General features: G+C 68.4%; 20 protein-coding genes. 11 read left to right on the forward strand and 9 right to left on the reverse strand.

From position 1 onward, the window contains the following. Nucleotides 1-6: 6 nt before the first annotated feature. Complete coding sequence (locus ACGLHS_RS18555; RefSeq protein ID WP_394482025.1) at nt 7-636, forward strand: flavin reductase family protein; 630 nt, start codon at nt 7-9, stop codon at nt 634-636. A 55-nt stretch (nt 637-691) separates the two neighbouring features. Beyond that, nucleotides 692-1,576, forward strand: a complete 885-nt coding sequence (locus ACGLHS_RS18560; protein ID WP_394482027.1) for a ProQ/FINO family protein — start codon at nt 692-694, stop codon at nt 1,574-1,576. Between the two features lie 105 nt (nt 1,577-1,681). Here ACGLHS_RS18560 and htpX read toward each other — a convergent pair whose 3' ends face one another. The 8 genes from htpX to ACGLHS_RS18600 form a co-directional block, all read right to left on the reverse strand. After that, nucleotides 1,682-2,557 (reverse strand): protease HtpX, encoded by an 876-nt coding sequence (htpX, locus tag ACGLHS_RS18565; RefSeq protein ID WP_093244737.1) that lies wholly within the window; start codon nt 2,555-2,557, stop codon nt 1,682-1,684. 184 nt (nt 2,558-2,741) lie between these two features. Beyond that, nucleotides 2,742-5,057 (reverse strand): IgaA/UmoB family intracellular growth attenuator, encoded by a 2,316-nt coding sequence (locus ACGLHS_RS18570; RefSeq protein ID WP_394482030.1) that lies wholly within the window; start codon nt 5,055-5,057, stop codon nt 2,742-2,744. 90 nt (nt 5,058-5,147) lie between these two features. Beyond that, nucleotides 5,148-5,885 carry a DUF3025 domain-containing protein gene (locus tag ACGLHS_RS18575; RefSeq protein WP_394482032.1) on the reverse strand — a complete coding sequence of 246 codons (738 nt, stop codon included), beginning with the start codon at nt 5,883-5,885 and terminating at the stop codon, nt 5,148-5,150. Continuing rightward, complete coding sequence (locus tag ACGLHS_RS18580) at nt 5,882-6,736, reverse strand: NYN domain-containing protein (protein ID WP_394482034.1); 855 nt, start codon at nt 6,734-6,736, stop codon at nt 5,882-5,884. Before ACGLHS_RS18580 ends, ACGLHS_RS18575 begins: the two co-directional genes overlap by 4 nt. Then, nucleotides 6,733-7,764 carry a dihydroorotase gene (gene pyrC, locus ACGLHS_RS18585; protein ID WP_394482036.1) on the reverse strand — a complete coding sequence of 344 codons (1,032 nt, stop codon included), beginning with the start codon at nt 7,762-7,764 and terminating at the stop codon, nt 6,733-6,735. The genes ACGLHS_RS18580 and pyrC overlap by 4 nt, the downstream gene beginning before the upstream one ends. After that, nucleotides 7,761-8,303, reverse strand: coding sequence for an RNA polymerase sigma factor (locus tag ACGLHS_RS18590; RefSeq protein ID WP_394482039.1), 543 nt, complete (start codon nt 8,301-8,303; stop codon nt 7,761-7,763). Before ACGLHS_RS18590 ends, pyrC begins: the two co-directional genes overlap by 4 nt. A 3-nt stretch (nt 8,304-8,306) precedes the next feature. After that, a complete protein-coding gene (locus tag ACGLHS_RS18595) occupies nt 8,307-8,522 on the reverse strand; it encodes a DUF2892 domain-containing protein (RefSeq protein WP_394482041.1) in 216 nt (71 codons plus the stop codon). Between the two features lie 98 nt (nt 8,523-8,620). Beyond that, nucleotides 8,621-9,349, reverse strand: a complete 729-nt coding sequence (locus ACGLHS_RS18600) for a papain-like cysteine protease family protein (RefSeq protein WP_394482043.1) — start codon at nt 9,347-9,349, stop codon at nt 8,621-8,623. A 197-nt stretch (nt 9,350-9,546) separates the two neighbouring features. Here ACGLHS_RS18600 and ACGLHS_RS18605 point away from each other — a divergent pair, with 197 nt between their 5' ends. The 3 genes from ACGLHS_RS18605 (at nt 9,547) to ACGLHS_RS18615 (ending at nt 12,114) form a co-directional block, all read left to right on the forward strand. Beyond that, the gene (locus ACGLHS_RS18605; RefSeq protein WP_394482045.1) at nt 9,547-9,903 is read left to right on the forward strand and encodes a Rieske (2Fe-2S) protein; all 357 of its coding nucleotides are present in this window, start codon (nt 9,547-9,549) and stop codon (nt 9,901-9,903) included. Between the two features lie 26 nt (nt 9,904-9,929). Further along, entirely contained in the window at nt 9,930-10,520 is a 591-nt protein-coding gene (locus ACGLHS_RS18610) for a YbhB/YbcL family Raf kinase inhibitor-like protein (protein ID WP_394482047.1), read from the forward strand. 106 nt (nt 10,521-10,626) lie between these two features. Beyond that, nucleotides 10,627-12,114 (forward strand): diguanylate cyclase domain-containing protein, encoded by a 1,488-nt coding sequence (locus ACGLHS_RS18615; protein WP_394482050.1) that lies wholly within the window; start codon nt 10,627-10,629, stop codon nt 12,112-12,114. A gap of 7 nt (nt 12,115-12,121) precedes the next feature. Here the strand turns inward: ACGLHS_RS18615 and ACGLHS_RS18620 are convergent, their stop codons facing one another. Then, nucleotides 12,122-13,015: a LysR family transcriptional regulator gene (locus ACGLHS_RS18620; RefSeq protein ID WP_394482052.1), complete on the reverse strand. Its 894-nt coding sequence runs from the start codon at nt 13,013-13,015 to the stop codon at nt 12,122-12,124. Nucleotides 13,016-13,175: 160 nt separating this feature from the next. On the opposite strand from ACGLHS_RS18620, the gene ACGLHS_RS18625 reads away from it, so the two are divergent. From ACGLHS_RS18625 to ACGLHS_RS18650, 6 genes are all read left to right on the forward strand, one after another. Beyond that, entirely contained in the window at nt 13,176-15,320 is a 2,145-nt protein-coding gene (locus ACGLHS_RS18625) for a 3-hydroxyacyl-CoA dehydrogenase NAD-binding domain-containing protein (protein ID WP_394482054.1), read from the forward strand. A 33-nt stretch (nt 15,321-15,353) separates the two neighbouring features. Beyond that, nucleotides 15,354-16,544: an acetyl-CoA C-acyltransferase gene (locus tag ACGLHS_RS18630; RefSeq protein WP_394482056.1), complete on the forward strand. Its 1,191-nt coding sequence runs from the start codon at nt 15,354-15,356 to the stop codon at nt 16,542-16,544. Between the two features lie 9 nt (nt 16,545-16,553). After that, nucleotides 16,554-17,762, forward strand: a complete 1,209-nt coding sequence (locus ACGLHS_RS18635) for an acyl-CoA dehydrogenase family protein (RefSeq protein ID WP_394482058.1) — start codon at nt 16,554-16,556, stop codon at nt 17,760-17,762. 12 nt (nt 17,763-17,774) lie between these two features. Next, nucleotides 17,775-18,917, forward strand: a complete 1,143-nt coding sequence (locus ACGLHS_RS18640; RefSeq protein WP_394482060.1) for an acyl-CoA dehydrogenase family protein — start codon at nt 17,775-17,777, stop codon at nt 18,915-18,917. After that, nucleotides 18,914-19,729 (forward strand): oxepin-CoA hydrolase, alternative type, encoded by an 816-nt coding sequence (locus tag ACGLHS_RS18645; RefSeq protein ID WP_394482062.1) that lies wholly within the window; start codon nt 18,914-18,916, stop codon nt 19,727-19,729. Before ACGLHS_RS18640 ends, ACGLHS_RS18645 begins: the two co-directional genes overlap by 4 nt. Before the next feature lie 73 nt (nt 19,730-19,802). After that, on the forward strand, nt 19,803-21,011 hold the full coding sequence (locus tag ACGLHS_RS18650) for a CaiB/BaiF CoA transferase family protein (RefSeq protein ID WP_394482064.1): 1,209 nt from the start codon (nt 19,803-19,805) through the stop codon (nt 21,009-21,011). Nucleotides 21,012-21,048: the final 37 nt, after the last annotated feature.

Here is a 21,048-nt window from a genome sequence, read left to right on the forward strand (position 1 = left end):
CACCCCATGTCCGACGACACCACCGACTTCCACTTCTACGAGCCCGCCAAGGGCCACGGCCTGCCGCACGACCCGTTCAATGCGATGGTCGGGCCGCGGCCGATCGGCTGGATCTCGTCGCAGGACGCGCACGGCGTGCTCAACCTGGCGCCCTACAGCTTTTTCAACGCCTTCAACTACACGCCGCCGATCATCGGCTTCGCCAGCATCGGCGCCAAGGACAGCCTGCACAACATCCGCCAGACGCGGGAGTTCGGCTGGAACCTGGCCACGCGCCCATTGGCCGAGCAGATGAACCGGTCGTGCGCGGCCGTGCCGCCCGAGGTGAACGAGTTCGAGCTTGCGGGCCTCACGCCCGTGGCCTCGCGGCGCATCGCGGTGCCGCGCGTGGCCGAGAGCCCGGTGTCCCTCGAATGCCGGCTGACACAGCTCATCCAGCTCGAAGGCCTCGACGGCGCGCCCGTGCAAACCTGGCTGATCCTCGGTGAAGTGGTGGGCGTGCACATCGCGCGCCACCTGCTGAAAGACGGCATCTACGACACTGCCGCTGCGCAACCCATCCTGCGCGGCGGCGGCCCGGCCGACTACTTCGAGATCAGCCCCGACAATATGTTCAAGATGTTCCGCCCGCGCTGATGAGCGCCGGACCCATTCCCTTTTTGCTTGCTGCCAACCTGACACACCCCGATCGATGACCGATACCGCCACGCCCCAAGAAATCCAGGAAGTCCGCGAAGTCACGGAAGACACGGGCAACACCGCACCCCAACAACAACAGCAGCAACAGCGACGGCCGCGCGGCGGCAAGGGCCGCGCGCCACGCAACGGCCAGCAGCGCCCGCAGCAAGATGCGAAGCAGGCACAGCCGCAACAGCAACAACAGCAACGCCCCGCGCGCAAGGTGCATCCCGCACTCGAAAAGCTGTTCACGCTGTACCCGAAGATGTTCGGCGCGCACTTCCTGCCGCTCAAGCTGGGCGTCTACCAGGACCTGCTGGCGCAACACCCCGACGAGTTCAAGAAGGAAGACCTGAAGGTCGCACTGGGCCTGCATGCCCGCTCCACGCGCTACCTCGAAGCCGTGGCCGCCGGCCACCAGCGCCATGACCTGCAGGGCGTGCCCGTGGAGCCGGTGGCACCCGAGCACGTGCACCACGCCATCCTCGAAGTGTTCAAGCGCCGCCAGGCCCGCTCGAACGAAGACCTGCGCCCCCACGTGGTGACGCGCATCATCGCGGCCATCGAGGCCTCGGGCCTGGGCCGCGACGCCTATGCCGAACGCGTGCGCACGCAGGACGAAACCAACAACGCCCTGCTCGACGAAGCCGTGGCCGAGCTGGGCCGCCAGGCCGCCAAGCGCGAAGCGCTGTTCCGCGCCTTCACGGCCAGCGGCCGCAGCGAAGCCGAGTTCGCGGAGATGTACGGCATGGACCCGGTGGAAGTGGCGCGCACGCTGGAGCGCGTGCGACGCGACCAGGCCGCGGCCGAAGCGGCGGCAGTTGCTGCTGCAGCAGCGGCGGCGGCAGCCCCAGCCAGCGAAGAAGCAGGCGCAGGCGGCGACGCAGCCGCGTCCTGACGACGACACAACCACATCGGGCGAAGCGGGCGAAGGCATCACCCACAAAAAAGCCGGCGCATGCGCCGGCTTTTTTCATGCCCGCCCGAGAGCGGTGGTTGTCGGTCAGCGCTGCGCGTTCTGCAGCGCCGCAATGCGCTCTTCGATCGGCGGGTGCGTGGCAAACAGCTTGCCGATGCTGCCCGTGATGCCCATGGCTTCCACTGCCTTCGGCAGTTCGCCGGCCGGCAGGCCACCCAGGCGGGCGAGCGCGTTGATCATCGGCTGCTTCTGGCCCATCAGCGCGGCCGCACCGGCGTCGGCGCGGAACTCGCGGTGGCGCGAGAACCAGGCCACCACCATCGCCGCGGCAAAGCCCAGCACGATGTCGAGCACGATGGTGCTCACGTAGTAGCCGATGCCGGGGCCCGACGAGCGGTCGTCGCCGCGGCGCAGGAAGCTGTCGACCGCATAGCCGATCACGCGCGAGAGGAACACGACGAAGGTGTTCATCACACCTTGGATGAGCGTCATCGTGACCATGTCGCCGTTGGCGATGTGGGCCACCTCGTGGCCGATCACGGCCTCGACTTCTTCGCGCGTCATGTTCTGCAGCAGGCCGGTGGACACCGCCACCAGCGACGAGTTCTTGAAGGCGCCGGTGGCGAAGGCATTGGGCTCGCCCTCGAAGATGCCGACCTCGGGCATGCCGATGCCGGCCTTGTCGGCGAACTTGCGCACGGTACCGACGATCCAGGCCTCGTCGGGCGACTGGGGGTTGTCGATCATGCGCAGGCCGGCGGTCCACTTGGCCATCGGCTTGCTGATGAGCAGCGAGATGATCGCGCCGCCGAAACCCATGACCAGCGCAAAGCCGAGCAGCGCGCCTAGGTTCAGGCCGCTGCCCGTCAGAAAGCGGTTGACGCCGAGCAGGCTGGCGACAACGCCGAGCACTGCAACGACCATCACGTTGGTCAAGACGAACAGAAGGATACGTTTCAAGTTGAATTCTCCGTGGGGAACACTGCCGCCCAGATGAGGGCCGGGGGGCCTACTTCAAGCCACGCCCGGCCGGTGGTCTGGCGGCCCGTGTGTTGTTGTGCGTTCTGATGGGGCGCAGCCGGACGGCGGCATCCGGTAGAGCCATGATAGGAGCAAAAGTTCTAGCGCCGCCGTATTCCCCGTTTCAGAAGAGGCCTGTCGCGCCCGGTGCCGGGCGGCCCTGGATGTCGGCCCGCAGCCGGGCGCCCCGGCGCATGCTCTGCGCGAGTCGCAGCGCGAACAGCACGCCGTTCACCAGCAGCAGGCCCACCGCGAACAGCCACCAGAGCGTGTACGCACCCGCGGAGGCGGCCTGTGCCGGATCGAGGCCGGGATCGATACGCAGGACCGGCGCGCGCCCTTCGTCCGAGCCCCGCGCCGTGACGAGCCCCTCGAGCACGAAGGGCTTCACGCCTTCGGGCGCGGCATTGCGCTGCAGGCGGGCCCAACGGCCGAGCAACGAGGCATCGTTGTCGTCATCGGCCAGGGCCGAGGCCGCATCGACATCGCTCGCTTCGGCAGCTTCGGTGCTGGCGTCTTCGCCCGGCTTGCGCTGCACCGCATCGATCGGCACGGTGGACGCCAGCACCACCCCGCCCTTGGCGGGCACGATGGTGGGCAGCGCAGCCTCGATGCGCGTCGCGACAAAGCTGTCGGCCGCCTGGCGCGCCGCCTGCTGCATCGATGCGAGCTGCTTGCGCGAGACCACGAGGTCGGCGTTTTCCTTGCCGGGCTGCGCGCTCGCGGCAAGCTCCTTCCAGTTGTGGATCGCCGTGTCCGTGCCGTCTTTTTCCACGGTCGCCTCGGCCGCGTTCAGCACGGCACGCTGCAACGCGCTGCAGTCGCCGGGCGCAAGGCCCTCGCCCTCCTTGCAGGCCGCCTCGATGGTGGCGACCGAGCGGTCGAAGTGGCGCACGATCATCGGCATGTTCTCGCGCGCCCGGTAGGCCGACAGCGGATCGGGTGCCTGCCCCATCTGCATGCGCAGCATTTCGATCAGGCTGGCGGCCATGCCGTTCTCCGACGCACGAATGAAGTCGGGGCTGGCCAGCGCCTGGATGCTCTCGGGAATCTTCAGCTCGGGAATGACGGGCGCGCTGCCGTTCCAGCGAACCGTCGTGCAGTCGACCATGGGCAGCGCGCGGTTGTCGTCGCCCTTGTGGGCCAGGTCGATCTCGCAGCGCCCTTCGCCTTTCACGCTGGCGTAGCTGGCCCACTGGGGCGGGTTGTCGGCCAGTTGCCGCGCGTCGGTGTACGCAGGGCTCTTGCCGTGCGAGAACCACTGCGCGACCAGCGCCATCTGGCCGCGCAGGTCGGGCGCCGAGAGGCCCAGCGCGACCGCCGCCAGCAGGCCGATCAGCAGGTGCAGCAGATGGCGCCCCCAGTACACGGGCCGGAAGCGCCGCCATTCGTCGGCCACCGACCACCTGTCGCCGAAGCTCACCGCGCTGTAGTCGCTGGTACGCAGCTCGGCCTCGATCACTTCGCCGTACGGCATGTCTTTCGCGCTGCGCCAGGCCGAGGGCAGCACGAAGCTGAGCTTGTCGCCGATGAAGAGCCCCACCCGCTTGATCGTCACGTTGCTGGCGTTGACCACCGCGATCTGGTTGAGCATGCCGCGCACGCGATTGACCGGCTGCGGCTGGCGCACCGGGGCCGTGTCCGACGGCTTGCGCACGAAGAGCCACGCCGCGCACAGGCCGGCGAGCAGCCCCGCGCCCAGCAGGTAGGCGTGCACACCGCGCGTGGCGTCCCAGGTGGCGAGCCACAGCAGGACGAAGGCCAGCAGCCAGACAAGGGCCGAAGCCCAGCCACCGCCGCGCCCCACGCGGCTGGCGACTTCTTCGGGCGTCTCGGTGCGCTGGCTCAGGATGTCGACCTCGCCGCGTTGGAAGCGCGCATTCGGGTCCGGCGCGACGAACGCGGCTTCGGAAGCCGCCACGGGCGCGTGCGGATCGATGTCGCCTGCGGGCGCTTCGATGTTCGGCAGCGCACCGATCTCGCCACGCTTCCATTGCTTGTCTTGCGCCTGCTGGCGCTGCGCGCGCTGGCGGCCTTCGAGCAGGTCGAAGCCGTTGAGGCGGATGACCACCGCGCACTTCTTGCCAAGCACCACCAGCGCCTCGTTGTGCGGCTCGACGTAATCGATGGCGTCATACGGCAGCAGCACGTCGACGTCGCCGATGGTGTCGTGCTCGGTCGACGAGCCCTGCGTCGCGAGACCGTGGCGCACGAAGGCGCCGGTGAGTTCGCGCACGTCGTCGTCGGCCGTGAGGCCCTGGCCGATCAGGAAGGGCTGCAGCGCGGATTTTTCTTCGTCGGTGATGCGGCGCAACACCGGCGCGGACTGGAAGTCCTTGAAGGCGCTGCGGTTGCCCGAGCGCCGCGTCGCATAGACGATGAGGCTGTAGATCGCGTAGAGGATCAGCCCGACCTTGAGAACGATGATGACGGTGTCCATGTTGTTATTGAATTTCCTCCAGGATGAAACAGCGTGCGGCACGCGATGCGGCTGCGCGGCATCGGCAACGCGTTCGCGAACCTGCGAAGTTCAGCGCGACAAGGGCCGAAAGACCTGCGGATCGGCGTAGAAAGACGCCGACGTATTTTCGGCGCACCAGCCCGGCACGCCCAGCACCGGCAAGGGAACGAAAGGCTTCAGTTCGAGCCGTTTCGCATCGAAATTTCGCGCCAGCGTGGCGTCGTCGAACGCCATCGACCCTGTGGCGGTGTGCGTCAGCAGCACATGCGCGGTGATCGGCTTGCGTGGCGCGGTGAGCTTTTCGAGCAGCGCATGGCCGAACAGCAGCAGGCGGGCTTCGGCCCACAGTTCGCGCTGTGTCACGAACAGCGTGTGCCAGTCGCGATCCACCAGCGCACGCCACAGCGCGGGCGGCGCATCGAGCACCGCGCCGTTTTCGTCGAACAAGGTGAGCGCATCGCGTAGTGGCCCGCGCACAGCGGCGACACCCATGCGCGCGATTTCCGCGGCCTGCAACTCATTGAGCCCGCGCTTGGCCTGCGGAAAGGCAAGCCACACGAGGCCGTTGAAGAAGTCGTGCAGGTTGTCGCGCGTGGGCACCGTGCGGGTCTGGAAGATGTGCGCCTCGTAGGCTTGCCCCGCGGGCAGTGCGTCCTGGTGCACGAAGTCCGGCGTGCCCTCGGGCTTGAGGGCCTGCAGCGCGGCGGCCACCGATGTGTGTTGCGCAACGGCCTGCGCCACCGCTTCGCCAGGGGCGCGATAGGGCGCAAGCCAGGGCTGCGCCCAATCGACCGCCGGCAGGGTCAAGGCGCGAACGCCCCCGTCCAGCGGATACGGTCGGGATGCTGCAGCACCGCGAACTCCGCCGTGAGCTTGTCGAACAGCTTGAGCGAACTGCCGTGCTTGCCGAGCAGGCCGGCCGCGCGCAGCGCCTGCGCCACGTCGTTGAGCGGCACGTCGTTGCCGCTGCGCAGGGCGGGAACAGCCTGCAGGATGAACTCGGCGGCTTCGGAAATCTGCGGCTTCGCGGGCGGCTGCTGCGCGGGCTTGGCAGCCCTCGTGGTCTTCCGGGCGGCGGTCTTGGTCGCGGCCTTCTTTGCCGCGGGTGCGGATGCAGGTGCAACCGCCGCAGGCGCGGACGCCGCGGCGCTGCTCCTTGCGCGCGAGGTCTTCGCGGGCGCCGACTTGGCCGTCGCCTTCTTCGCTGGCGCGGTGCGCGCGGCAGGCTTCACGCCGTGATGCGCGAGGTCCACGAACGCGTCATAAACGCCGACGGTCTCTTCACCCGTCTTGCCCTGCTGGCCGATGCCGCAGACGCGGCAGCCCTTCTCGCGCAGCCGCACCACGAGCGGCGCGAAGTCGGAGTCGGAAGACACCAGCACCACCACGTCGGGCCGCTCGGCGATCACGAGGTCGATGGCATCGACCGCGAGCGCGATGTCGGTGCTGTTCTTGCCGGCCGAGAGGTTGACCATCGGCCGCACCGACAGCCGCTTGAACAGCGCCTGCCGGTTGACCGCCATCTCGGCGTTGCAGTACGCGCGGCGCACATGGATGGCGCCGTAGTCGTCCATCGTGCGCTGCACGGCCTGCTCGATCACGTCGGCCGAGACGTTGTCGGCATCGATCAGCAGCATCACGCGCAGCGTCGGGGTCATGCGAGCTTCCAGTTGATGGTTTCGCCGCCGCGCAAAGGCTTGAGCGTGGCGTCGCCGTAAGGCACGGTCTCGGGCACGGTCCAGCTTTCGCGCTTGAGCGTGACGGTGTCGGTGTGGCGCGGCAGGTCGTAGAAGTCGGGGCCGTGGAAGCTCGCGAAGCCTTCGAGCTTGTCGAGCGCATTCACGCTGTCGAAGGCCTCGGCATACAGCTCGATGGCCGTCAGCGCGGTGTAGCAGCCGGCGCAGCCGAGTGCGTGTTCCTTCAGGTGCGCGGGGTGCGGTGCGCTGTCGGTGCCCAGGAAGAAACGGTCGCTGCCGCTGGTGGCCGCCTCGACCAGCGCCACGCGATGCGTCTCGCGCTTGAGCACCGGCAGGCAGTAGTAGTGCGGACGGATGCCGCCCGTGAAGATCGCGTTGCGGTTGTAGAGCAGGTGATGCGCGGTGATGGTGGCTGCCGTGAAGCGGTCGGCATCGCGCACGTAATGCGCGCCCTCTTTGGTGGTCAGGTGCTCGAACACCACCTTCAGCTCGGGGAAGTCGCGGCGCAGCGGAATCATCACGCGGTCGACGAACACGGCTTCGCGGTCGAACAGGTCGATGGCCGGGTCGGTCACCTCGCCATGCACCAGCAGCAGCAGGCCGTGCTTCTGCATGGCCTCGAGCGTCTTGTAGGTGTGGCGGATGTCGGTCACGCCGGCATCGCTGTTGGTGGTAGCGCCGGCCGGGTAGAGCTTGAGCGCGCGCACGCCGGCTCCGGCGGCGAGTGCGATTTCTTCGGGCGGCAGCTTGTCGGTCAGGTAGAGCGACATGACCGGCTCGAAGGCGACGCCTTCAGGCACGGCGGCGCGGATGCGGTCGCGGTACCCGATGGCCTGCGCGGCCGTGGTCACGGGGGGACGCAGGTTCGGCATGATCAGCGCGCGACCGAACTGGCGCGCGCTGTGGGGCACGACGGCTTCGAGCGCGGCGCCATCGCGCACATGCAAATGCCAGTCGTCGGGGCGGGTGATCGTGAGGGTGTCTGTCATGGCGGGGCGATTGTCGCATCGCCCCCCAGCAAGTACTCGCGCACCAGCGTGCGCGCACGGTGCAGCCGGCTCTTGATAGCGCCGCTCGGCTCGCCCAGGCGCCCGGCAATCTCGGCGATGGTGAGTTCCTCGAAATCGCGCAGCAGCACCACCTCCAGGTAGTGCGCGGGCAGCGACTCCAGCGCGTGGGTCAGATCCAGCCGCAACGCGTCGTCGGTGCGGCTGGCCAGTTGCCGCTCGGCCACGTCGTCGTCCAGCGGGTCGTGCCGGAACATCGCGCGCTGCAGCCGCAGGCATTCGCGCTTGATGACGGTGAACAGCCACGACGAAAAAGCCGCGGCCGCCTTCAGGCCGCGCACCTTGCGCGCGATCACCAGCAGCGATTCCTGCACGGCGTCGTCGACGTCGCTGGCCTGGCAGTGCCGGTGGGCATAGCGGCGCGCATCGGCCTGGCACACCGCCAGCAGCCCTGCGATGGCCACGGGATCGCCGGTCTGCGCGGCGTGGATCAGATCGGTGCGGTCGATCCCGGCGGCCACGGCTCAGCGCCCCTTGACGGGCTTGCGCCCGACCATCGCGCACATCGGGCAGAAGCCGAACAGGCCCGTCAGCGCGAACATCGCGCCCATGAGGCCAATGGCCACGGCGAGCCCGAAGCCGGCCGTGCCCCAGCCGATGGCCGCGTAAACAAGGGCGGCAAGGCCCATGACGATGCGCAGTGCGCGCTCCCAACCGGGAAGATTCTTGGCGTAGAACATGGCGATTCCTTCGATCCTTGGGTGCATGAGGAAGACCCTCGGACACAAGGAGGCGTCGAACCCGCCGAACGGTTCGCGGGAATCCGCAAATTTTCTGGTTATTTCTGGAACACCCGGCAGGCACGCGAGCTGGCGCCCTGCAGCCACTTGCAGAAGTTGACCGAGCAGCGCGCGCCCTTGTTCGGCGGCCAGGGGTCGAGGATGCGCAGCGTGGTGCCCCGCCCGCTTGGGTCGCCGTCGCCGCGAATGCCCACCATGACGACCATGTGGCCCGGTCGGCCGATGCCGTCCGCGCGGCCCTTGGCCGTCCAGAGCATGTCGAACATCAGCGGCCCGTGGTGCAGCGCGGCACGAAGTGCCCTCGGCGACCAGGGCGACGGCGGCCGCACCGCCAGGCCGTGCGCGGCCGCGAACCGATGGCCGTCCGCCATGCGTGCGTCGTGGGTGTCGACGAAATCGTGCAGCCCGCCGTCGGCCGCGAGCAGCTCGGCCGGCGTGCGCGCCACCACCGCCTGCACGTTGGAGCGGGTCATCATCGCGACGCCCGCGGCCCAGCACAGCACGGCGGCCGGCGGCGACACCAGCGCGACCGGATGCAGGATCGGCGCATCGACCTCGCCATCGAACGCGACGTTCTGCGTGCAGGGGCCGGCTTCGCCGTCTTCCACCAGCCAGTGCGCGGCCTGCAGGCGCAGCACGGCCGCACGGGTGAGCGGGCCGTAGTCGCCATCGGTGGCCAGGCCGGGGCTGGGCAGCAGTTTGCGGTTCAATGCCTCCTGCAGTCGGCGGACATCGGCACCGCGCCAACCCTGTTTCAACGTGATCATCGGCGTGCCCCTTTTCGGGCGCATGGAAGCGCGGACTCTGGAACGCGAGCGGCTGCATTGTGAAAAACGGGCGCTGCCGCGTCTATCCGCCGGACGGTGTAGCCAGGATGGGGGGCTGCGCACCATGCGCCGCCCGCGGCCCGGCATAGGGCCGCCGGTTTGCGCGCCCCCTGAAGCTTGGCTACGCTCTGCCACCGATGACACTCTCTACCGAACTCGCACCCACGCCGCCTCATCCGATTTCCAGCGAACTTGCCGAAGGCGGCCTGGTCGCGAAGTTCAGCGCGCCCGATGGCGCACCGGCCTTTGCGGTGCGCTGGAACGGCGGCGTGTACGGCTACCTGAACCAGTGCCCGCACGCGGGCGGCCCGCTCGACTTCGAGGGCCAGGTGCTGGAAAGCTCGGGCCGCTTCCTGATGTGTGCGCGGCACGGCGCCATCTTCGAGCCCGACACCGGAAAGTGCGTGGGCGGCCCCTGCCGCGGCGCCAGGCTCACGGCGCTGGCCGTGCACGAGAAAGCCGACGGCAGCGTGTGGCTCGGCCCCGCCGAATGAAGACAACCCCTTCCAGGAGAAACGGTATGCGCAATAACAGCAGGTTTCATCCCCTCACCGTGTCGGTCGCGGCTCTTGCCTTCGCGGGCCTCATGGCGGGCTGCACCGGCATGTCGCCCGGCACCGGCAAGGCCTTCACGGGCATGAAGGTCACGTCCAGCGCCTTCGGCGACAACGGCGTGATCCCGGCCGACCACGCCGGCGCGGGCGACTGCGGCGGCAAGAACGTCTCGCTGCCCGTGGCGTGGAGCAATCTGCCGGCCAAGACCCGGTCGGTCGCCGTGCTGGTGTTCGATCCGGACGGCGCGGCCGGCCTCGGCGTGTCGCACTGGGTGGCCTACAACATCGCGGCCGAGCGCGGCGAGCTGAAGGCGGGCGAAGGCCTCGCGGGCTCGAACTTCAACTTCACCATGGGCCCGAACGTGGCCGGCGCACCGGCCTACCGCGGCATGTGCCCGCCGGTAGGCGACCGGCCGCACCACTACGTGCTGACCGTGATCGCCACCGAACTCGCACCCGGCAGCCTGCCGGCCGGGCTCGCGCGCGATGCGCTGCTGGCCGCGCTCAAGGGCCATGCGCTGGGCGGGCAGAGCGTGGTCGGCCTTTACAGCCGCTGAAGCCGCGTTTGCGCGTGGCATCGACATGCCCGCGGTCGATAATCGAGCCCCCGTTTGCAGGCGCCTGTCCACAGTGGCTGCCGCCGCTTTTCCGAAAGCTTCTTCGATGGCCCTGTCCGCCGCCGCGTCCGACGTTTCTCCGTCAACCGACCTCGACGCGATGTTCGACCTCGCGCCCGTCTCCCTCTGGCTGGAGGACTACAGCGAGCTGCGGCGCATGCTCGACGGCTGGCGCGCGCAGGGCGTGACCGACCTGGTCGCCCACCTGGCCGAAGACCCGCAGCGCGTGCGCGACTGCATGGCCCGGCTCAAGGTGCTGCGCGTCAACCAATACACGCTGCAGCTTTTCGCCGCCGACAGCCAGGAGACCCTGCTCGGCGCGCTCGACAGCGTGTTCCGCGGCGACATGTCGGCCACCGTGGTCCACGAGCTCGACCAGCTCTGGTGCGGCCAGCTCAGCTTCGAGAGCGAAACCGTCAACTACGCCCTCGACGGGCGGCGGCTCGACGTGCGCGTGCGCGCCCGGGTGCTGCCCGGCCACGAGGCCACCTGGAACCGCGTGCTGGTGTCGCTCGACGACGTCACCGAGCGCGTGGCCGCGCAGCGCCGGCGCGACGAAAGCGAGCAGTACGCGCGCAGCCTGTTCGACCGCTCGCCGGTCTCGCTGTGGGTCGAAGACTTCAGCGCGGTGCGCAGCCTGCTCGAAAGCATCCGCGCGCGCGGCATCACCGACTTTGCGACCTTCATCAAGGTGCACCCGGAGTTCGTCACGCGCTGCATGCAGGAGATCCGCGTCATCGACGTGAACCACGAAACGCTGCGCATGTTCGGCGCGCCCGATCTGGCCACGCTGCTGGGCAACATCCCGCGCATCTTCCGCGACGAGATGCGCGAGTCTTTCGCCGAGCAGCTGCAGGACCTGTGGAACCACAAGACCGTGCAGCTGCGCGAGGTGATCAACTATTCGCTGTCGGGCGAGGTGCTCAACATCCACATGCAGTTCGCGGTGCAGGAAGACCGGCAGGACACCTGGGACCTGGTGCTGGTCTCGCTGGTCGATATCACCGCGCGCAAGAAGGCCGAGGCGTACCTCGAGTACCTCGGCAAGCACGACGTGCTCACGCAGCTGTGCAACCGCACCTACTACACCGAAGAGCTCAACCGGCTGTCGCGCAAGGGGCCATGGCCGGTGTCGATCGTGGCGATCGACCTCAACGGCCTGAAGCAGCTCAACGACCAGGAAGGCCACGCCGCCGGCGACTCGTTGCTGCGCCGCATGGGCGAGGTGCTGGGCAAGGCGGTCGATCCGCCGTCGTGGCCCGCGCGCATCGGCGGCGACGAGTTCGCGGTGCTGCTGCCCATGACCGACGAGCGCGGCGCCGAAGCCATGCGCGAGCGCATCCTGACGCTGCTCGACATGAACAACCAGTTCCACGCGGGCCAGAGCGGCCACGCCCTGAGCCTGGCCATCGGCCTGGCGACCTGCCACGCCGGCGAGCCGCTGGAGGCGGCGCTGCTGCGGGCCGACCGGGCGATGTATGTGGACAAGGCGAACCACTACGAGGCGACGGCGCAGGAGCGCCGGCTCGCATAAGGCCTGTTCACTCCGGCGCCCGCACCCGCTCCAGGATGAAGTCGATGAAAGTCCGGATCGCCCGCGTGTGCTGGCGGTTCGGCATGTAGAGCATGAACATCTGCGTGCCGAAGATCGACAGGCGCCAGTCGTCGAGCGTGGTCACCACGTCGCCGCGGCGCACGTCTTCCTGCACCACATAGTCGGGCACGAGGCCGATGCCCAGGCCCGCCAGGATGGCCTGCCGCAGGAACAGGAAGTTTTCCGAGATCAGCGTCGGCTCCAGGATCACCTCGCGCCGGGTCTCGCCTTGGTAGGCCGACACGCGCAGCTGCCGGCCGATGACGGCGGCCGTGACCACCGGCGCGCCCTGCAACTCGTCGAGCTGCACGGGCAGCGGGTTCTTTTTTGCGTAGTCGGTTGAAGCACACGCCACGTAGCGCACCGGCCCGAGGTCGCGCGCGACCAGGTTCTGCGGCGGCTCGGGCACCACGCGGATGGCGATGTCGACCTCGTCGCGCAGCAGGTCTTCGATGCGGTTCTCGAACACCACGTCGAGCACGATGCCCGGGTACTGGCGCTTGAAGTCGATCAGCCAGTCGGCCATGACCAGTTGCCCGTAGCCGCTGGGCACGCTCAGGCGCACGCGGCCCTGCAGGCCCTGCCCCAGCGTGGTGACCGACTCGCGCGCGGCCAGCAGCTCGGTCTGGATGGCCACGCCGTGCTGGTACAGGCGCAGGCCGATCTCGGTGGGCTCGGCGCGCCGGGTGGTGCGCCGCACCAGCTGCGCGCCCACCGAGCGCTCGAGCTGGTTCAGGTGGTAGCTCACGTTGGCACGGCTCATCTTGAGCCGGCGCGCCGCCGCGCTCAGGTTGCCAGCGTCAAGGATTTCGACCAGCAGGGTCAGCGATTGCAGGTCCATGGGCCCGATTGTGTCAAAAATCCTTTGACAGTCTGTCAACCGGCTATGCAATTGTCAAAGCGCCGGGCCGGGCAAAGAATGCTGGGTTCACCCCCCAGAGCCTCGGGCCCCTCGCCTTGCATCCGCATCCGCAGGGCCCGCCAACGCAAGAGACAAGCACATGGCCACCACAACTCCCAGCCCCACCACGTCTTCCGGTCCCGTGACCTTCGAGCCGTCCCGCTTTCCGGGCGACGTGTTCGTGGTGACCATCGACAACCCGCCCGTCAACGCCCTGGGCGTGGATGTGCGCCGCGGCCTCGTGGCCGCCATCGAGGCGGCCGAGGCCGACAGCAACGCCAGGGCGGTGCTGATCGTCGGCGCGGGCCGCAACTTCATCGCGGGTGCCGACATCCGCGAATTCGGCAAGACGCCGCAGCCGCCCTCGCTGCCCGAGGTGTGCCTGAAGATCGAGAACTGCGCCAAGCCGGTCGTCGCCGCGATCCACGGCGCCGCGCTCGGCGGCGGGCTCGAAGTGGCGCTGTCGGCGCACTACCGCATCGCCTCGCCCACCGCCAAGCTGGGCCTGCCCGAAGTGGCGCTGGGCCTCCTGCCCGGCTCGGGCGGCACGCAGCGCGCGCCGCGCCTCATCGGTGTGAAGCCCGCACTCGACCTGATGCTCAGCGGCCGCCATGCAGGCGCGAAGGAAGCGCTGTCGCTCGGCCTCATCGACCGCCTGGGCACCGAAGCCGATGCACGCGCCGAAGGCATCGCCTATGCGCAAGAGCTGATCGCCGCCAAGGTGCCCGTGCGCCGCACGCGCGAAGCCGGCGCGCTGGCCGACAAGGAAGCCAGCCGCGCCGCGCTCGAAGCCGCGCGCGCCGACACCGCCAAGAAGAGCCGCGGCCTGTTCTCGCCGATGAAGATCATCGAAGCCGTCGAAGGCGCGCTCACGCTGCCCTTCGACGAAGGCATGGCGCTGGAGCGCAAGCTGTTCCTGCAGTGCATCGACAGCCCGCAGCGCGCAGGCCTGATCCACGCCTTCTTCGCCGAACGCGAAGTGCTGAAGGCGCCCGAGACCAAGAGCGCGAAGCCGCGCGCGCTGGCCTCCGCCGGCATCGTCGGCGGAGGCACCATGGGCGCGGGCATCGCGGTGGCCATGCTCGACGCGGGCATGCCCGTGACCATGATCGAGCGCGACGACACGCAGCTCACGCGCGGCCGCGCCAATGTCGAGAAGGTGTACGACGGCCTCATCAAGAAGGACCGCATGACGCCCGAGGCCAAGGCCGCGGTCATGGCGCGCTTCTCGGGCTCCACCAGCTACGACGCGCTCGCGCAGGTCGATATCGTGGTCGAGGCCGTGTTCGAGGACATGACGGTCAAGAAGGCCGTGTTCGCCGAACTCGACCGCGTGTGCAAGCGCGGCGCGGTGCTCGCCACCAACACCTCGTACCTGGACATCGACGAGATCGCCGCCAGCATCTCGCGCCCGCAGGACGTGGTGGGCCTGCACTTCTTCTCGCCGGCCAACATCATGAAGCTGCTCGAGATCGTGGTGCCCGCCAAGGTCAGCGCCGACGTGGTCGCCACCGGCTTCGAGCTCGCGAAGAAGTTGAAGAAGGTGCCGGTGCGCGCCGGCGTGTGCGACGGCTTCATCGGCAACCGCATCCTGGCCGTGTACCGCCAGGCCGCCGACCACATGATGGAAGACGGCGCCTCGCCCTACGACATCGACGCGGCCGTGCGCAACTTCGGCTACCCGATGGGCCCGTTCCAGGTGTCCGACCTGGCCGGCGGCGACATCGGCTGGGCCACGCGCAAGCGCAAGGCCGCCACGCGCGACCCGCAAGCGCGTTATGTGCAGGTGGCCGACCGCATCTGCGAACGCGGCTGGTTCGGCCAGAAGACGCAGCGCGGCTACTACCTGTACCCCGAAGGCGCGCGCACCGGCGTGCCCGACCCCGAGGTGCTGGCGATCATCGACGCCGAGCGCGTGCGCGCCGGCATCACGCCGCGCAGCTTCACCGAAGAAGAAATCATGCGCCGCTACATGGCCGCGATGATCAACGAAGGCGCCAACGTCGTGCTGCAGCGCATCGCGCTGCGCCCGCTCGACGTGGACGTGACCTTCCTCTACGGCTACGGCTTCCCGCGCCATCGCGGCGGCCCGATGAAGTACGCCGACACCGTGGGCCTGCCGAAGGTGCTGGCCGACATCCGCGAGTTCGCCAAGGAAGACCCGATCTTCTGGAAGCCTTCGCCGCTGCTGGTCGAGCTGGTCGAGCGCGGTGCCGATTTCGCGAGCCTGAACCAATCCGAGTAATTCATCCGAGTCTGTCGACCAAGGAGTCATCCCATGCGTGAAGCCGTCATCGTTTCCACCGCCCGCACCCCGCTCACCAAGGCGCACCGCGGCGAGTTCAACATCACCCCCGGCGCCACGCTGGCGTCCTTCGCGGTCAAGGCCGCGGTCGAGCGCTCGGGCCTCGACCCGGCACTGATCGAGGACGCGATCCTCGGCTGCGGCTACCCCGAAGGCACCACGGGCCGCAACATCGCGCGCCAGTCCATCATCCGTTCGGGCCTGCCGATCGGCATTGCCGGCACCACGGTCAACCGCTTCTGTGCCTCGGGCCTGCAGGCGATTGCCATGGCCGCGGGCCGCATCGTGGTGGACGGCGCGCCGGCCATGATCGCGGGCGGCGTCGAAAGCATCTCGCAGATCCGTGGCCGCAGCCCCGGCGATGGCGGCGACCTCAGCCTGGACCCGTGGATCGTCGAGCACAAGCCCGAGCTGTACATGGCGATGATCGACACGGCCGACATCGTGGCCAAGCGCTACAACATCAGCCGCGAGGCGCAGGACCGCTTCTCCGCCGAGAGCCAGCGCAAGACCGAAGAAGCGCAGATCGCCGGCCGCTACAAGGACGAGATCGTCGCCTGCACCACCACGATGGCCGTGACCGACAAGGAGACCAAGGAAGTCACCCACCGCGAAGTCACCGCGACTGAGGACAACTGCAACCGCCGCGGCACCACCTACGAGGCGCTCGCCAAGCTCAAGCCCGTGATGGGCGACGACAAGTTCATCACCGCCGGCAACGCCTCGCAGCTGTCCGACGGCGCATCGGCCTGCGTGCTGATGGAAGCCAAGGACGCCGAGCGCGCCAATATCCAGCCGCTGGGCGCCTTCCGCGGCCTCGCGCTGGCCGGCTGCGAGCCCGACGAAATGGGCATCGGCCCGGTCTTCGCCGTGCCCAAGCTGCTCGCGCGCCATGGCCTGAAGGTGCAGGACATCGACCTGTGGGAGCTCAACGAAGCCTTCGCCTCGCAGTCGATCTACTGCCAGGACAAGCTGGGCATTCCGTCCGAACGCCTGAACGTGAACGGCGGCGCCATCTCCATCGGCCACCCCTTCGGCATGACCGGCGCGCGCCTGACGGGCCACGTGCTGATCGAAGGCAAGCGCCGTGGCGCGAAGTACGCCGTGGTCACGATGTGCATCGCCGGCGGCATGGGCGCGGCGGGCCTCTTCGAAATCTATTGAGGAACTGCGATGGACCTGAACTTCACTCCCGAAGAAGAAGCCTTCCGCGCCGAAGTGCGCGCCTTCCTCGCCGACAAGCTGCCCGCGCGCCTCTCGGCCAAGGTCAGCGGCGGCCAGATCCTCACCAAGGCCGACATGCAGGAATGGCACACCATCCTGAACACGCGCGGCTGGCTCGCCAACCATTGGCCCGAGCAGTACGGCGGACCCGGCTGGACGGCGGTCGAGAAGTTCATCTTCGAGAACGAATGCGCCCTGGCCTTCGCGCCGCGCATCGTGCCCTTCGGCGTGAACATGCTCGGCCCGGTGCTCATCAAGTACGGCAACGAGGCACAGAAGCAGCGCTGGCTGCCGCGCATCCTGAACGGCGCCGACTGGTGGTGCCAGGGCTATTCGGAACCCGGCGCGGGTTCCGACCTGGCAGCGGTGAAGACCTCGGCCGTGCGCGGCATCGACGCGCAGGGCGACCACTACATCGTGAACGGCCAGAAGACCTGGACCACGCTGGGCCAGCACGCCAACATGATCTTCTGCCTGGTGCGCACCAACCGCGAAGCGAAGAAGCAGGAAGGCATCAGCTTCCTGCTGATCGACATGACCTCGCCCGGCGTCGAAGTGCGCCCGATCATCACGCTCGACGGCGAGCATGAAGTCAACGAGGTGTTCTTCTCCGACGTGCGCGTGCCCGCCGAGAACCTCGTGGGCGAAGAGAACAAAGGCTGGACCTGCGCCAAGTACCTGCTGACCTACGAACGCACCAACATCGCGGGCGTGGGCTTCTCGGTGGCCGCGCTGGAACAGCTCAAGGGCATTGCCGCGAAGCAGGTGAAGAACGGCAAGCCGCTGGCCGAAGACCCGTCGTTCGCCGCGCGCATGGCGCGTGTCGAGATCGACCTGGAGAACATGAAGACCACCAACCTGCGCGTGATCGCCGCAGTGGCCGGTGGCGGCGTGCCCGGCGCGGAAAGCTCGATGCTGAAGATTCGCGGCACCGAGATCCGCCAGGAAATCTCGTCGCTGGCCCGCCGCGCAATGGGCGTCTACGGCCGGCCCTTCGTCGCCGAAGCGCTGCAGGAAGGCTTTGCAGGCGAAACCTTCGGCCCGGCCTATGCAAAGGCCGCCGCCGCGCGCTACTTCAACAACCGCAAGCTGTCGATCTTCGGCGGCTCGAATGAAATCCAGAAGAACATCATCAGCAAGATGATCCTGGGCCTGTAAAGGAGACATGCAATGAACTTCGAACACACCGAAGACCGGCGCATGCTCGCCGACAGCCTGAACCGCTTCATCGCCGAGCAGTACGCCTTCGATGCGCGCGACCGCATCGCGAAGTCGGCGAACGGTTTCAGCAAGGAGATCTTCCAGCAGTTCGCCGAACTCGGCGTGATCGGCGCGCTGTTCAGCGAGGCCGATGGCGGCTTCGGCGGCGGCGGCTTCGACATCGCCGTGGTCTTCGAGGCACTGGGCCGCGGCCTCGTGGTCGAGCCACTGCTGGGCGCCGTGATGGTCGGCGAAGCGATCAGCGTTGCCGGCAATGCCGCGCAGAAGGAAAAGATCGGCGACATCATCAACGGCGCCACCGTCGCGGCCTTTGCGCACGACGAAGCCGACACGCACTACGAACGCACGCGCGTTTCAACCCGCGCCGAACGCAGCGGCGATGGCTGGGTGCTGAAGGGCGCCAAGGCCGTCGTGCCGCAGGGCGAGCAGGCCGACCTGTTCCTGGTCTCGGCCCGCACCTCGGGCAACGTGGACGACGAAGCCGGCATCTCGCTGTTTCTCGTGCCCGCGAAGACTGCCGGCCTCTCGGTGCGCGGGTGCCCCGCCATCGACGGAGGCCGCGTCGCCGAACTCACGCTCGACGGCGTGAAGCTCGGCGCCGATGCATTGCTCGGTGTTGAAGGCCAGGGCCACGCCACGCTGGAACGCGCCATCGGCCGCGGCGTGCTCGCGCTGTGCGCCGAAGCGCTCGGCGCGATGGAAGCCGCCAAGACCGCCACGCTGGAGTACCTGCGCACGCGCAAGCAGTTCGGCACGCTGATCGGCAGCTTCCAGGCGCTGCAGCACCGCATGGCCGACCTGCTGCTCGAGATCGAACAGGCCCGCTCGGCCGTCATCAACGCCGCAGCCGCCATCGACGGCACCGACCGCGTGGCGCGCGAGCGCGCGCTGTCGGCCGCCAAGTTCAGCATCGGCCGCATCGGCGCGCTGGTGGCGGAAGAAAGCATCCAGATGCACGGCGGCATCGGCATGACGTGGGAACTGCCGCTGCCCCACTACGCCAAGCGCCTCGTGATGATCGACCACCAGCTCGGTGACGAAGACCACCACCTGCAGCGCTACATCACGCTCGGCAAAGAGGTGGCGGCATGAGCGACAACAAGACCGTTCTGATCTCGCAAGAGGGTGCCGTGCGCATCCTCACCAACAGCAACCCGGCCGCGCGCAACGCGATCACGCCGACGCTGTACGCCGAGCTGTCGGCCGCCCTCGCCGACGCGCAGAACGACCCCGAAGTGGGCGCCATCGTCTTCACCGGCGCCGGCGATTTCTTCTGCTCCGGCGGCGATCTCAACCTGCTGGCCAAGCGCCGCGAGCTGCCCGCATCGGAGCGCCGAGAAAAGCTCGAAGGCCTGAACAACCTGATCCGCGCGATCCGCGATTGCGGCAAGCCGGTCATCGCGGCGGTCGAAGGCGGCGCTGCCGGCGCGGGCCTGTCGATGGCGCTGGCTTGCGACATGCTGGTTTCGGCACGCGATGCCTTCTACACAGTCGCCTACATCAAGGTCGGCCTCACGCCGGATGGCGGCGCGACGGCCTTCCTCGCGGAGTTCGTCTCGCGCCAGGTGCTGACCGAGATGTGCCTGACCGGCGACCGCATGCCGGCCGAGCGCCTGCACGCGCTGGGCGCGGTCAATCGACTGACCGACAAGGGCGCGGCACTGGCCGAAGCCATCGCGCTCGCGGCCAAGGTCGCGAACGGCCCGCTGCGCGCGAGCGCGCGCATCAAGACGCTGTGCCGCCAGGCGCACCACGCATCGCTCGAAGAACAGCTCGAGGCCGAAGCCGTGTACATGGTCGAGTCGCAGGCCGATGCCGAAGCGGCCGAGGGCATCGGTGCGTTCCTCGGCAAGCGCAAGGCCGACTTCGTCGCGCTGCGCCGCCAGAAGCAGGGCGCGTCCTGACACGCGCTGCGCTCACCCCTCCAACCTCTTGCACGCGGGTGCGGAGGTTTTTCGTCTTTCTGGAGTTGCCGTCATGTCCTCATTGAATTCTTCGCTGCCGCTTGCCGGCGTGCGCGTCCTCGATCTGTCCCGCATCCTCGCGGGCCCCTGGTGCGGCATGGTGCTGGCCGACATGGGCGCCGAGGTCATCAAGGTGGAGCACCCGGGCCGTGGCGACGACACGCGCGACTGGGGCCTGCGCGTCGGCAAGACCGAGACCGCCTACTTCAACAGCGTGAACCGCAACAAGCGCTCGGTCACGCTCGACCTGCAGACGCCCGAAGGCCAGCAGCTCGCGCGCGACCTCGCCAAGCAGTGCGACGTGGTGATCCAGAACTTCAAGTTCGGCGGCATCGACAAGCTGGGCCTGGGTTACGAGCAGTTGAGCAAGGAACAGCCGGGCCTCATCTACTGCTCGATCTCGGGATACGACCGCACCGGCCCCGAGGCCGCGCGCCCCGGCTACGACCTCGTGGTGCAGGGCGAAGCGGGCCTGATGGCACTCAACGGCGAAGCCAACCAGCCGCCGCTGAAGTTCGGCGTGGCGGCTGTCGACCTGTTCACCGGCATGTACTCGGCGCAGGCGATCCTGGCCGCGCTCTACCAGCGCGAGAAGACCGGCAAGGGCCGGCATGTGGAGATGGCGCTGTTCGACTGCGGCCTGATGATCACCGCCTACTACGGCCTCGAAGCGCTGCTGATGGGCGAAGACCCGCCGCGCTACGGCAACTCGCATCCGTCGATCGTGCCTTATGGCGTGTTCGATGCGGCCGATGGCCCGCTGGTCATCACCGTGGGCAACAACGCGCAGTTCGCGCGCTTCTGCACCGACGTGATCGAGCGGCCCGACCTCGCGGCCGACGAGCGCTTCAAGACCAACATCCTGCGCTCGGCCAACCGCGCGGTGCTGCTGCCCGAGCTGCACGCCGAACTGGCCAAGCGCCAGCGTGCCGACCTGCTCGCCAAACTCACCGCCTCGGGCATTCCGTGCGGCGAAGTGCTGGGCCTGCTCGAAGCGCTGCAATCGAAGCGCGCGACCGATGCCGGCCTCGTGACCACGCAGCCGCACCCTGTGGCGGGCACCGTCAACGTGCTGGCTCCGCCCTACCGTTTCGATGGCGAGCGCCTGCCCGTGCGCAGCGCGCCGCCCACCTTGGGCGAAGGCACGCACGACGTGCTGAAGTCCCTGCTCGGCCTGTCGGATGAAAAGCTGGCCGCGCTCAAAACGAGCGGCGTCGTCTGACGAAGACGCCGCGCATTTCCGATCCCCTGTCCCCGCG

The organism is Variovorax sp. VaC1 (genome assembly GCF_043658315.1).
GTDB lineage: Bacteria > Pseudomonadota > Gammaproteobacteria > Burkholderiales > Burkholderiaceae_C > Variovorax.

What these genes read in the sequence shown, in the direction of transcription:
- ACGLHS_RS18600 (WP_394482043.1), bottom strand. Translation starts at nt 9,349, where the DNA reads ATGATCACGTTGAAACAGGGTTGGCGCGGTGCCGATGTCCGCCGACTG.
- pyrC (WP_394482036.1), bottom strand. Translation starts at nt 7,764, where the DNA reads ATGACAGACACCCTCACGATCACCCGCCCCGACGACTGGCATTTGCAT.
- ACGLHS_RS18625 (WP_394482054.1), top strand. Translation starts at nt 13,176, where the DNA reads ATGGCCACCACAACTCCCAGCCCCACCACGTCTTCCGGTCCCGTGACC.
- ACGLHS_RS18635 (WP_394482058.1), top strand. Translation starts at nt 16,554, where the DNA reads ATGGACCTGAACTTCACTCCCGAAGAAGAAGCCTTCCGCGCCGAAGTG.
- ACGLHS_RS18580 (WP_394482034.1), bottom strand. Translation starts at nt 6,736, where the DNA reads ATGACCCCGACGCTGCGCGTGATGCTGCTGATCGATGCCGACAACGTC.
- ACGLHS_RS18615 (WP_394482050.1), top strand. Translation starts at nt 10,627, where the DNA reads ATGGCCCTGTCCGCCGCCGCGTCCGACGTTTCTCCGTCAACCGACCTC.
- ACGLHS_RS18650 (WP_394482064.1), top strand. Translation starts at nt 19,803, where the DNA reads ATGTCCTCATTGAATTCTTCGCTGCCGCTTGCCGGCGTGCGCGTCCTC.
- ACGLHS_RS18560 (WP_394482027.1), top strand. Translation starts at nt 692, where the DNA reads ATGACCGATACCGCCACGCCCCAAGAAATCCAGGAAGTCCGCGAAGTC.
- ACGLHS_RS18630 (WP_394482056.1), top strand. Translation starts at nt 15,354, where the DNA reads ATGCGTGAAGCCGTCATCGTTTCCACCGCCCGCACCCCGCTCACCAAG.
- ACGLHS_RS18645 (WP_394482062.1), top strand. Translation starts at nt 18,914, where the DNA reads ATGAGCGACAACAAGACCGTTCTGATCTCGCAAGAGGGTGCCGTGCGC.
- ACGLHS_RS18620 (WP_394482052.1), bottom strand. Translation starts at nt 13,015, where the DNA reads ATGGACCTGCAATCGCTGACCCTGCTGGTCGAAATCCTTGACGCTGGC.
- ACGLHS_RS18595 (WP_394482041.1), bottom strand. Translation starts at nt 8,522, where the DNA reads ATGTTCTACGCCAAGAATCTTCCCGGTTGGGAGCGCGCACTGCGCATC.
- ACGLHS_RS18570 (WP_394482030.1), bottom strand. Translation starts at nt 5,057, where the DNA reads ATGGACACCGTCATCATCGTTCTCAAGGTCGGGCTGATCCTCTACGCG.
- ACGLHS_RS18555 (WP_394482025.1), top strand. Translation starts at nt 7, where the DNA reads ATGTCCGACGACACCACCGACTTCCACTTCTACGAGCCCGCCAAGGGC.
- ACGLHS_RS18610 (WP_394482047.1), top strand. Translation starts at nt 9,930, where the DNA reads ATGCGCAATAACAGCAGGTTTCATCCCCTCACCGTGTCGGTCGCGGCT.
- ACGLHS_RS18605 (WP_394482045.1), top strand. Translation starts at nt 9,547, where the DNA reads ATGACACTCTCTACCGAACTCGCACCCACGCCGCCTCATCCGATTTCC.
- ACGLHS_RS18640 (WP_394482060.1), top strand. Translation starts at nt 17,775, where the DNA reads ATGAACTTCGAACACACCGAAGACCGGCGCATGCTCGCCGACAGCCTG.